The following is a 12,009-nucleotide window of genomic DNA, read 5'->3' on the forward strand; positions in this document are numbered from 1 at the left end:
TCTCCTGCACGTATTCGTATATTTTCTATTAGTAAACTACTCCCCTCCTCAGTAATAATACTGCAGGTTCGTTCACCGAACAAAAGGCCGGTGTAACACCCAATTAACCAAGTCGATTGTCAACTAGTATCAATTTGCACAGTATGATGATAGTAGACAAACAGACGTTGTTTCGAATACGAAACAACACGAGCAAAAATCGAGGCGCTGTTACAAAGCCCACTCAGATGAGTTCCCCAATCACCCCGGAAGGAACCTGGAGGCAGTGAGCCATGCAAGAACACTCCAAACAGCAGTTCGAAGGGAGTCCCATCTCCCGCCGGACGTTCGTCCGACTATCGGCCGCAACGGCCGGCGCACTCGCACTTCCTGGGAATGCCATCGCGGACGTATCCTCGTCGAAGTTCACCGATATCTACGCCTACATCGTCAATCACGTCGACGAGGAGTTCGAGATTCCAACGCTCCTCTTGCTCGACGATGCAAGCGGGTTTGCCGCGCTCGAAAACCGTGGACTTGACCCCGTGACCACGACCGAGCCCAGTGTGGCCGCATATGTCTCCCTCACACGCGACGAGGCGACCGACGTGGCCACCATAGAACAGGTGAGCCAATTTCGGTTCTCCCCCGGTTCCAATCCGTTCTGGCTGCTCGATCATTATCCACGCGGGGTGTTCCCGGACACTCACGACGCGGTCGACTACATCGACTACGAGCAGATGATCGACGGAATGGGTCACCTCCAATCCCAACACGAGAATCGCCTCCGATTCTACGGGATAGGAGAAAGTCCAGGTCACTACAACGCCTTCCTCGGGACCGATGATCCAAAGGAGGTGTACGTCGCCGAAGTCACCAACGACATTCACGACGAGGAAGCCTTCAAAGCAAAGGAAAAGGCACTGTTCGTCCTCTCGATTCACGGTGACGAGCGATCAGGCGCCGAAGCTGGCACCCGGTTCATCGAACAGGTACTCGAGGGAGCAGAACCCGAAATCGAGGCGCTCCTTGACGACGTGGTGCTGGTGTTCGTCTATGCGAACCCGGACGGCTGGGTGTCGCGGAATCCCCAGTACAACCTCATCGATGAACTCGGTCACAACTCCTTCAAACGACAGACCGCAACGGGTGTCGACCCCAACCGCCAGTACCCGACAAACGGGTGGATCAACCCAGGCTATCATCCGGCAGAACCGAACGGGTTGAATCTCGTCGACGATGACCCTGGCATCGACGCCGACGTCACATCGGAGTACACAGAGACCGTCCCTGACTCACTCGCAATCGTCGAGCACCTCCGCACGTACGACAACCTGCGCGTGGGATCGGACCTGCACGGCAAGTTCTGGTCGAGTGACTTTATCAACGGACTCATCGTCAACGATCAGTACGACCACGACCAATTCCACGACCTCTACGAGTGGAATCTGCGAACCCAGACGCGGGTTGACTCAGCACTGAGCGGTCTCTTAGAAGAACACCAAAGCGACTTCGAAGATCTGAACCAGCGGTATGGGTACCCCGGAGCGCCTGTCCCCGACGTGGCGTACTCGTATGGGACGATCCTCGACACCATCGGCTACACGACGACTGGGACGCTCATCTCCTGGATGAGCCAGCCCGAGGAACAGGGCGGGCTCGGCATGCAGATCATGGCCCACGAGATGGGCTGGGACAACCGGATATTTGAGCGCCGGCCGTACGAACCGTGGCTCACGAACCTCTGGGTCATTGGCTACCAAGAGGTCATCCGGGCCACCACCGCCCACGCCGTGCGATCCGTGCAAGGGACAATCGAAGCGGACACAAAAGCGGCCTATGTAACGACGGACGCACTCACACGGTCGTCAAATGACCTGACGACGGTTGGCAGCGACCGACGGCAGTTCACGACAACGCTGACTGTAAGCCCACAGTGGCAATCAACCTCGTTCGACGTTCCATCGCAAGCACAGTCACTCTCGGTCACCGTAAGTCCAGACGGGAACGCAGTCGCCCAGCTTCGGAATCCAGGCGGGCAGGTCGTCCGATCGTTCAACTCAACAGCCGCAGGAATCGACGACCAGGCCAAGCAAACAGCTGAATGGACGGTGCTGAATCCCGCTGCAGGCGAATGGACAGTCGCCGTGAAGACACAGGGCGGGCAAACGACGACTGCGACAGTGACCGTCACAACCCTGTTGACCGAGGGTGACGACGATGTTGCCACGCCAGATCCCGTGGAGGTGCTTGGCTACCAGCAGCGTGGCTACACGGTATCACCGCTTGCGTACTTCGAAGATTATCGCGACTACCTCTCACGCTCAGGGAACCTCGCATCGGCGACCCATGACCAGGGTTGGTCAGACGGAAATCGATCTGACGATGCTACCCTGATGGACGGAGTGACAGTCACAGACATCGCGAACGGCGCTCTTCTCAACGGACCGAATTCACTTGCCGTCGAGAATCTCGTTGTCACCCACGCTGAAGGAATCGATACTCCCGCCTACGTTGATGCGATCGACCGATTCGTCGAGGCGGGCGGGAATCTCGTCGTCACCGACCGCGGTGTGGGGCTCCTCGGTGTGCTGGAGAACTCGCTCGCTGCTGGGATTGGCCCAGCAGATATCGACGAGATCACGATCTTCAGTGCGTTCCTCGGTGAGCGGAACGATGACCATCCACTCCTCGCAGATACGCGGCCGATCCAGCGCGAACTGTGGAAGCCAGCGCCGCTTGGCTACCCGATCACCTTCTCCGGTGAAGCACCGATGACTGTCGTCGATGTGGATGCCTTCGAGCAGGCGAATGGGACAATTGCGGGAATAACGTACGCGAACCCGTTCTACGGAACGTCTCCGTACGTGGGCGCGGGGTCACTCACCCGTCACGATGGGACGGGAATCCACGTGATCGGTGGCCTCCTCCCGCCAGCGAACCAGTCCCACCTCCATCCATTCGGAATGCTCGAGTACACGCCAACGTTCCTCGGGCATACCATGCTGACAAATGCGCTTGGATTCGTTCAGAACAGGTTCGTCGACGGCGACCTCACCGCCAGGTTCGGCGACTAATCCTCCCTACGGCATCTTTCCGAGTAAATAAGCACTGTCACTAAATCATCAAACACGTCGTTGGTACCACACTCGGTCAAATGAGTGTCGTCCTCTTTCGCTGAGCGTGATGCTGAGGCAATCAGCTACATATTAATGGGAAGAAATATTGAATACACGTCTTGCCCTCGTGCTTCTCGCTGGATAGGAACCACTCACCACGTATATTCACTCATACGGCGTTATAGATAGTGACCATGCCGATAAACATCACAAACATCCTCAAGCAAGGCTACAGTCGAACCACCAAGCGGAATGGACTCATGCTCATGGGGATCATCTTCGTCATTTCCGTGCTCAACGGCGTGTTGGGAATCGGTATCAGCCGATGGGTCGCGATGCAACGGTTTACTCCGGGTGGTGTCCAGGCAGAGCCAATACTGCTCGTCCCGCCATTCGTCGGCGGTATCGTCTCGTTCGTGCTAGGAATCACGTTGCTCGTCGTGAGCATTACAGCCATCCGTGTGTTCGTGAGCGATGAGACCGAACGCCTCCCCCGTGAGTACTTTACTCGAAATATGGTCTGGGCCGCGATCAACTTCATCGTCGGTGCGATCGTCTTCGGGATTATCGTTGCACTGGGCTTCGTCGCGTTGATCATCCCGGGAATCTTCCTGCTCGTGACGTTAGCCTTCTGGACGGTCTACGTGGCCGTCGAAGATCAGAACTTCATCACGGCATTCCGGAGCAGTTGGGGATTGACCCGAGGGTACCGCCTCACCCTGTTCGTGCTGGGCGTGGCAGTGATGCTCATCACGATACTCGTGAGCATCGTCTTTGGGCTCGGTGAACTCGCAAGTGGGAGTCTCGCTGGCGACATCGTCGCATTGGTGTTCGCACAGGCGGCCAGCGCAATCACGACGGTCTTCTCGACCGCTGTGCTCGCGACAGCCTACACCGAACTCAAAACGCAGGATGATGAGGAACGCGGTGAACCGACAACTGAAGAATCGCCCGCTGGCAGTCCTGCTGCCTGAAACGGTTTTTTCGAATAGTACTGTTTCTCGTCACTGGCGGTCAGTGAATTACTGCGGGCTATCAAATTCAGGCGTAAGTGTCCATGACGCTAGCCGCCTGATTCGAATCGGAATCGAAGTCGCGGATCACGAGGGAGAGATGTGAAAACGCTGAACCGGAAATTCACGACGCCCCGGTCGTGGCAATCTCGATGGCAGTGGTGGCGTCTAATCGTGGCGACCGGGGCGAATTGGATGACAGGCGTTCGCTAGCGGTTGGTGAGAGTTCGCTCGTGGTTTACTGGTGATGCGTGTTCGTCCCTCCCGCGAAAGGGAGGGTAATGGGATACGGAGCCGGTAGCTACCGACCCAAGTCAACCAAGAGTAGATTGATGAAAAGTCATTGTGACCAATCTCTCAAAATATGATTGGGGATAGTTGAACAATACATACAATTGATCCAATTTCCAAGATAGTCAGAACTGTCCACGAACGTAGAAAGCAGCGTGAATCAAGAGTATATTGTTCGCAATATATTTAATTCCTTAACCCCACATATTTTTATGACTCTATTTGCTGAAATCGTAGACCATCTCATTGCAGTATTGATCGTCGGTCTCGTCAGTCGAGCGTGCTGGAAGCTCATCCAAAACCCTGAGAAGAACCATCGAGAGCTCGTGCCAGCCTGGGAACGGCGAGTGACAACTGTCGTCGGTGTTCCACTGCTATTAGTCGGCCTCTCGACGATGGTCGATGGCCCGCTCGCTGTTTCGTTTAATGCACTAACACTCACCCTTCTCGGAGCTGTGCTGTCAGCCTACCCCGATTTCACGCCGTCGGGAGCAGCGTGAAACCCCATTAACCGCGTCCACACTGAATTGACCTCCTCCCGCGCCTAAAGTCGCGGGAATCCCACCATGGGATTTCTGGCCGTCCGAGACGACCCTAAGGTTTCAAGACGCATACGTTCCAACCGTCGATTGCTGGGTGTCAGCATCGACTTGGCTATCTTGTGGAGCGGTCAAACGCTCCCCGTCCTCGGCCGAGTCATCGCCGTCCGTGTGTTCTCTTGAACGGCTCTCTCTGCCGAGGTAGCGATCTGCAATATTGAGCGCAGCGTTTACGTCTGCTTGGTACTCTCCGACCCAACACCCATCGGAGGAACACTTGAACATCGCCTGACGAGGGCGGTAGCCAATCTCGTGGCAAACGTGGCACTCCTTCGACGTATTTCGGGGATTCACCATCTCGACACGAATCCCTTTTTCGGCGGCTTTGTAGCAGAGTTGGGCGTGTATCTTCGCAAAGCCCCACCCGTGCAACCGCCGATTCATGAACGCGCCGTAATCCATGCTCTCGCGGATGTATGTTAGGTTTTCAAGAACCAGTACAGGATTCTCGAATTGATCGGCGTAAGCGACGGCCCCCGACGTAACTGTGTGGATGATATCGTCAATCTGTTTCCAGAGTTTGTCGCTGTAGGATTCTGCGATACGTTCGCTTCCACGTTGCTGAAGGCGTCGAGTCGCCGTGAAATACGTCTCTCGGAGTTGTCGAACTTTCCGTCCCTCGTCGTTCCAGAGGCTGGGTGCAGTCGGGGAACCGCGCTCGTCACGGTGACACACCGTTACCAAAGAGGCTTCCCCGATATCTACCCCAATCGGCGTTTCTGCCGAACTGGATTCTGATTGTTCTTCGATTTCTCGCGTGGCGACGATGTGGAAATACCACTCGCCGTCGCGGTCGAACAGCCGACACTCGCCCATCTTCGCATCGCCCGCATACAATGCCTCAAGCCAATCCCGCTGTTCGGGGTTGATTTGGGCAGGTATCCAGAGGTGGTAGTCGTCGTGATGTGGAATTTTGACGTACCACTCGATGGCGTTCTGTGGTTTGTGGTCGAGTTGCGGGCCTTCGTTCGTAAACCGAACAGGGTGGTCGTCATTCAACTCCTTGGCGTCGTAGCTTCCACCACAGAGTTGCGGGACATACTTCTTGAGCACATTCTTCGCGTAGCCGCTCAAGTCGTAGTTGACCACTACGTCGTTTGCCGCCGACTGTGTGGTACAGTTAGCGTTGAACGCAGCTTTGAGCGCCTGTTGGTAGGCATGTTTCGTCTCACAGAGTTTCTGATGCTTGTGAGTATTCGGGTTCACAAGCTTGAGTTCGAATGTCTCTGTGAGCTCAGTCATGTTATTCGTCCTGTTCTGTTGGCTCTGAAGTACGGATGACTTTCACATCCGCCCCACGCCATCGCTTTGGGACGGTGACGTGGGCGCTGTTCCCAAATGGTTTGACTTCGCCATCAAGGACTTCCTCGCCCTCAATCTCAAACCGATTCACCATGTGATGGATATCCATCGGATATACTTAATAATATCGGTTGGAAATCCCGCCGGGTACGATATCAGAAAATGGACGCACTATGCCTACCGCTCGACCTCCGCCTGAAGACGGAGGTATGCGCTATCGATCTATATCACGGCTCAGAAGAGTTCGTCGAAGGTGCGATCGCCGTCTGCATCTTCGTTCTGATCGGTTGGATCTACTGGGGCGGCGTCAGCGTAGAACGTCTGTTCGCGGAGCTCAGCGAGTGTCGTCCCGTCATTTGCTACGTCTATTGTGTCCGGCTCGTCATAGACAAGCGCGTCGTGGATCGCTGGCAGGAGGCTCAGGCGTGGCGTGTTTTCGTGGTGCTGCACAGTCTAGAACGTTCTCCACCCCACCCAAGTATTAAAGCAAGGGCCAACTCATTGTGAGTCAATGACTACCAGAGTAACTCAACCAAATTCCACTGACGTGGTCGTCATTGGCGGCGGGATAATGGGAACCAGCACTGCGTTCTTTCTCTCACAACAAACCAATCTCGATATTACCCTCGTCGAAAAAGACGGAATCGCAACCGGGTCGACAGGTGATTCCTCCGCAATCCTCCGCCATCACTACGGCGACCAAACAATCTATAGTAAAATGGCGTGGTGGAGCCACCAGTTCTATCGGAACTTCGAGGATGAAACTGGGGAAGTAATCGCCCACGTCGACAATCCATTGGTGCGATTTGGCCAAACCAATACTGACGCGGGCACCTATGCTGCGGCTGGCTACGAGACGCTCCAGTCACTCGATATCCCAGTCACCAGATACGAGGATGCGGAACTTCCAGAGAACTTCCCGATGATTGCCGATGTGGACTCTTTCGATTTCGGCATTTCAGATGATGCAGCAGGATACTCCGATGGCGCTGATGCGGCCAATGGCTTTGCCAGAGCTGCACAGCAAAATGGCGTGACGGTCGTCACGGGTATTGGCGTCGAAACGATTCGTGTCGAGGAAGACTCTGTTGTCGGGGTCACAACCGACGATGGCGACATTGATTGTAAGACTGTCGTCGTTGCAGCCGGCTCGTGGACACCACGATTAGGGGCAGATGTCGGTGTTGAGATACCCATCACGACGACTCGCGAGCAAATACTGATCCTCGAACCCCCTGAAGCGTATAAAGAGATATATCCGTCACTCGTCCCGACCACAGCACTTCCTGGGGGAGAGTGGTACATCCGCCCCGACTTCGGAGACGGAATCCTGGTCGCGACACATCACACCGACGACGAAGTGAACCCTGACCACTACGACGATAAACCAGACGAGGAGACGATTCTCGAGCTCACAGAACAACTCTCGAGCATGATTCCAGAATTGAGCAGGGCCGGGTTACGAGGGCAGTACTGTGGCATCTACTCGACGACACCGGATCACGACTTTATTCTCGATGAAGCAGGCCCAGACGGCTGTTTTTTCGCGTGTGGGTTCTCCGGTCATGGCTTCAAGCACGGCCCTGCTGTCGGGAAAATCATGACTGACCTAATCATTGACGGAGCTACGGATATGGTCGACGCCGAGTTCTTCTCTCTCGAGCGGTTCGACGACTCACCTCACGGACACGGGAAAGCCGCAGACGACGTGTAACAGGTCCTGACGAGCAATGCCAGACGTAACCACCATCCAACCCAACAGCACCGTTGAAAAATCGCTCGAACAGAATGAGCTGACAGCAGAAATCGACGACGTTCGCGTCCTTGGATTCCCAAAACACCTCTTTGAGTTCGATGTCGAAATCGAACGGAAACTCCTCGAAAACCGCGAGACGACTATGTCCGTTACTGTCGACCTGCTCACCGGAACGAGCATGAAAAACGACATGTATCCATCGCTCGAGTCACGCTCGTTCACGGCGACATCTCTCCTCAACCCGCGTGTGGATAGATCAACAGCGGCAGAAACCGCCCATTCGATCGTGCGACGACGAGTCAACAACTGGTATAAAACATACAAAACGCCACAAATCACGATCGCGAGAGACGACCAGGTATTCAAGCTATTCTGGGTTGTGCCATCCACAACAGCATCGACTGTGACCTTGATAGATACGATCACAGGGGAAGTGTCTGCACAAGATATTCAGCTCGAGGACGCAGCACACGTTGAAAACACATCACAACTCGGGTGACGGGAATATGTCGTGCCCGCTGGTGACCTAGTCACTCAGCGGTGGAGAGATCATCCAATCGTGTTTTCGAAAGATAGGTCGAGACGATTTCGGCATCCGTGGCAGCCACTAGCTGGTCGGAATCAATATCGTGCGTGGACGATTCAGCAGACCGTCGGCGTTCGTTCGCTAGATCAATCTCCTCCTGAAGCGGTTTCGCAATTTCGTCCAGTTCCTGTTTGATCACGTCTTGACGGCGCTTCGGCGGTCCAGTGAAGAGGCTGACGACGATGATCGCCAACAGGGCGAAGCTGAATGCAGGCAGGAGCTCGTAGATATCGAAAATCATGAACGGACCTCCCGACAGTTGGTTCCACGCAACTGTCGTGAGGAGACCGGTTACCATGCCGGCGATCACGCCTGGCCCTGTCGTTTTTTGCCAGTACACGGACGTAAGCAGCACAGGGCCAAGTCCGGCACCAAGTCCGGCCCACGCAAACAGGATTGTGGTATGGACTGACCCCGGCGTCAAATACGCCCACACCCCGGCAAAGATGCCAATGCTGATAACTGCGATGCGGTTCGCCAGCAGGATTTTCGCATCGCTCGCATTGCGGTTGATGATCCCGTTGTACACGTCCTCACCGAACGCACTCCCAGCGACCAACAGCTGTGAGTCAGCTGTGCTCATGATTGCAGCAACACTTCCCGCCAAGAGGAAGCCGGCAAGCCACGGTGGAAGTGTCTCGAGAATCATTCGTGGTGCAACCAGGTCTTGGTTCTCGATGCCGGGAAGCATGACCACGGCGCCCAATGAAATGACCGGGATACCGATCAATGCGATAAGCATGAAGACGACGGCGACGACCATTGCATAGCCAGCTTTCGACGGGCGTTCCATCCCCATGTACCGGACGACGCCATGAGGTTGCCCGAGCCCGCCCAACGCAATGACTGCGATGGTCGAGAAGACGAGGAACTCATACGGTGTGCGACCACCAGAAAAGGAGGTCATTTCTGGCGAGGCAGCGGCGTTGAACTGCGTCATGAGTTCGCTCGGCCCACCGACGGCAACCAACACAGCAATCGGAACAACGATCGCGAATGCGGTCATCAGCAATGCCTGAAGCACGTCAGTGAATGACGATGCCGTGAACCCGCCCATAACTGTGTAGAGGACGACGATGACCAATGCAATCAGGAATCCAGCATCGTATGAGAGGTCGAACCCAACTGCAATCGCACTTGCTCCAGCGAGTAACTGTCCCGCGATATAACCAGTCATGAAGACCCCGATAACGAGCGTGCTCGTAAGTCGGATGAGATGACGGCTATCACTGTGTCGTGCAGAGAGAAATCCGGGTATCGTTAATGAGTTGAGAAGCCGCGAATACCGACCGATACGTTTAGCGAGGAGGCCCCATGTGACAATTCCTAATGGAATCTGCCACACCATCCACCAGAGCGACGACACGCCATTTGCATAGATCAATGCCGGAAAGCCGACAACCAACCACCCGCTCCATAAGCTCGCCTGTTCGCTTAATGCGCCGGTCACGAGATTCAGCTTCCGACCACCAAGTAAGTAGTCAGATGCCGATTCAGTTAATCGACTGCCATAGACGCCAATCCCAATGAGGACGAGAAGGTAGATGACGAATTCTGCAAGAATAATTGCACTAACCATGGTCGACACCGTCTTCGGAGCTGGATGTTTGTTGTGCGGTTCCGAGGAGCTGTTCGTCTGTTTCGTGGAAATAGTAGACGTATGCGAGTGCTGTTCCGAGCCAGACGACAACGTTTGCACCGAAAAATAACAGGAGTTTGCTCCACGTTAGCATGATGCACAGATTGTACTACGTTCTCATATAAGTTAGGGTAAAAATTTATGCAGTGAAAGTAGCGTGAAACTACCGAAAACAAGAGTTCGAGAACCGAATTTCTACAGATGGAACAGTGCGAGTACCTCGGGGCGTGACCCCAAGGCAATTCATTGAGTAACATCCTCTCTGGCGTAAACGTCGGGCTTTTCGTACCACAATAGCTGAGTGCCTAGTTGCGCGAACAGATATTACGCCAAATCTGTATAGACATCTCGGAAGTCTAAGAGCAAATCGTCCCGTGCCGTGAAAAAGTCAATTCCTGTCTTCTGTTGTTCAGGCGTGCTGTTACTGTCGAGATCGTGAAATACATCTCCAAGGAATGTCCTAAGCATCTGTTCCAGTTCTGGATAGCTCGTCTCGTAGTGTGTTTTATTGACGACCAGGAATACCTGTCCATCTGATTCGGTAAGCGTATAACCGCCATCCATTGGGTGGTCGGCTGTCGGATGTTCTCGACGGGCACTTTCATAGAGAGCGATGAGCGTCTCCAATCGATACAGACCCCCACTGAACTCTTCGCTGTCGGCGATGACTGTGTATCCAATATCGTCGAGACTTCGCCCGACGGTAACAGTCCACCAGTTTCCGATTACATGGTCGAATTTGAAGCGAACCATGACGTACCCAATGAGAGTGTGATCTTTTGACTTTTCACTAAATCCACAATGCTCGAATTCGAATATCTAATCACCACGCTGTATCTCTCTGTGGTCTTACCTACCTACGAGGTCGTCTGCAAAGGAGAGTTTGAACTCGATTCGCTTTTCAAAGAGCAATTTCCCATTTTCAGGAAGTGACTCTCCGTTTGCCTCAATGAACGCCTCAGCCGCCCAATACGCGTAGTCAAATTCCTCCTCGAATGCCCAGTTCCGACCTGGTTCTACCTGTGCTTCGTACACCTGCTTCGCCGCAAGGGGATCTTCATCCCCACCGAGAGGCTTGGCACGAACCCCATCATAGGCGACGCCACCACCGGGGACAATGAGAACGGAGTCTCCGAGAACATCGAGTTCGTGGTCATCAAGTTCGCCATCCGCGAGGAATTGCTCACCCGAAACGAATACAATCTGTTTTGCTGCTGACTTCTCGTGGCTGCCACCTGCCATGGCTGCAGGAACAGCGCTGAGGATGATGGAAATCGTGAGTGCGATCGATACCAATCTACTTGTTAACCGTTGAGTCATATTATATATTTTATCTAATCAAGAATAAACATATGTGATTAGTTTCACTAGTGCTAATACGAGAGAGGAGCCGTCGACACGGGAGATGTCGATCAGTTGATGATTTTGGCTCATGAGTGAAAAATAGTCGAGCACATGCCCGCGTCATTAGCACGAGAGGGGATCGATGCGAGTGTGAATAGCAACAAAAATTCCACAATTCACAAAGGTCGCTACAGGGTGTTCTCTTTAGCCACTAATTATGTCAATCACAAAACTTATAGTCTAATCGAGTGCTAACAAATATAGGCACTGTCTAGTTTAGCTCCTCCTCGATAGGCGTTCGGTTGGTGAGCGATTGATGCGGTCGTTGGTGGTTATAGTAATGTACAAATTGTTCAAGCCACCGCTGGACGCTCGGCCGAC

13 protein-coding genes are annotated in these 12,009 nt (G+C 54.0%); 5 read left to right on the plus strand and 8 right to left on the minus strand.

Annotated elements, in window-relative coordinates; genetic code table 11:
• Positions 1–272 precede the first annotated feature (272 nt).
• From ACR3FE_RS25165 to ACR3FE_RS25175, 3 genes are all read left to right on the plus strand, one after another.
• Positions 273–3,056 (plus strand): M14 family metallopeptidase, encoded by a 2,784-nt coding sequence (locus ACR3FE_RS25165; RefSeq protein WP_458210593.1) that lies wholly within the window; start codon positions 273–275, stop codon positions 3,054–3,056.
• Positions 3,057–3,292: 236 nt separating this feature from the next.
• Positions 3,293–4,072, plus strand: coding sequence for a DUF7847 domain-containing protein (locus tag ACR3FE_RS25170; RefSeq protein ID WP_458210594.1), 780 nt, complete (start codon positions 3,293–3,295; stop codon positions 4,070–4,072).
• A 542-nt stretch (positions 4,073–4,614) separates the two neighbouring features.
• A complete protein-coding gene (locus ACR3FE_RS25175) occupies positions 4,615–4,902 on the plus strand; it encodes a hypothetical protein (protein WP_458210595.1) in 288 nt (95 codons plus the stop codon).
• Positions 4,903–5,004: 102 nt separating this feature from the next.
• Here the strand turns inward: ACR3FE_RS25175 and ACR3FE_RS25180 are convergent, their stop codons facing one another.
• The 3 genes from ACR3FE_RS25180 to ACR3FE_RS25190 all read right to left on the minus strand — a co-directional run bounded on the left by ACR3FE_RS25180 (position 5,005) and on the right by ACR3FE_RS25190 (position 6,753).
• On the minus strand, positions 5,005–6,243 hold the full coding sequence (locus tag ACR3FE_RS25180; protein WP_458210596.1) for an RNA-guided endonuclease TnpB family protein: 1,239 nt from the start codon (positions 6,241–6,243) through the stop codon (positions 5,005–5,007).
• A gap of 1 nt (position 6,244) precedes the next feature.
• Entirely contained in the window at positions 6,245–6,397 is a 153-nt protein-coding gene (locus tag ACR3FE_RS25185) for a DUF2080 family transposase-associated protein (protein WP_458210604.1), read from the minus strand.
• Positions 6,398–6,537: 140 nt separating this feature from the next.
• Positions 6,538–6,753, minus strand: coding sequence for a hypothetical protein (locus ACR3FE_RS25190; protein WP_458210597.1), 216 nt, complete (start codon positions 6,751–6,753; stop codon positions 6,538–6,540).
• 61 nt (positions 6,754–6,814) lie between these two features.
• On the opposite strand from ACR3FE_RS25190, the gene ACR3FE_RS25195 reads away from it, so the two are divergent.
• Both ACR3FE_RS25195 and ACR3FE_RS25200 read left to right on the plus strand, forming a co-directional pair.
• Positions 6,815–8,017, plus strand: a complete 1,203-nt coding sequence (locus ACR3FE_RS25195; RefSeq protein ID WP_458210598.1) for an NAD(P)/FAD-dependent oxidoreductase — start codon at positions 6,815–6,817, stop codon at positions 8,015–8,017.
• Between the two features lie 16 nt (positions 8,018–8,033).
• Positions 8,034–8,558 (plus strand): hypothetical protein, encoded by a 525-nt coding sequence (locus tag ACR3FE_RS25200; RefSeq protein WP_458210599.1) that lies wholly within the window; start codon positions 8,034–8,036, stop codon positions 8,556–8,558.
• Between the two features lie 31 nt (positions 8,559–8,589).
• On the opposite strand, the gene ACR3FE_RS25205 is transcribed toward ACR3FE_RS25200, so the two are convergent.
• The 5 genes from ACR3FE_RS25205 to ACR3FE_RS25225 form a co-directional block, all read right to left on the minus strand.
• On the minus strand, positions 8,590–10,224 hold the full coding sequence (locus ACR3FE_RS25205; RefSeq protein ID WP_458210600.1) for a sodium/proline symporter: 1,635 nt from the start codon (positions 10,222–10,224) through the stop codon (positions 8,590–8,592).
• Positions 10,217–10,378, minus strand: a complete 162-nt coding sequence (locus ACR3FE_RS25210; protein ID WP_458210601.1) for a hypothetical protein — start codon at positions 10,376–10,378, stop codon at positions 10,217–10,219. The genes ACR3FE_RS25205 and ACR3FE_RS25210 overlap by 8 nt, the downstream gene beginning before the upstream one ends.
• A 230-nt stretch (positions 10,379–10,608) precedes the next feature.
• Positions 10,609–11,037 carry a hypothetical protein gene (locus ACR3FE_RS25215; RefSeq protein WP_458210602.1) on the minus strand — a complete coding sequence of 143 codons (429 nt, stop codon included), beginning with the start codon at positions 11,035–11,037 and terminating at the stop codon, positions 10,609–10,611.
• A gap of 96 nt (positions 11,038–11,133) precedes the next feature.
• Positions 11,134–11,580, minus strand: a complete 447-nt coding sequence (locus ACR3FE_RS25220; RefSeq protein ID WP_458210603.1) for a hypothetical protein — start codon at positions 11,578–11,580, stop codon at positions 11,134–11,136.
• Between the two features lie 319 nt (positions 11,581–11,899).
• On the minus strand, positions 11,900–12,009 hold a 110-nt coding region (locus ACR3FE_RS25225; RefSeq protein WP_458210435.1), incomplete at its 5' end, for an integrase core domain-containing protein.

This window comes from Haladaptatus rarus, from assembly GCF_054177585.1.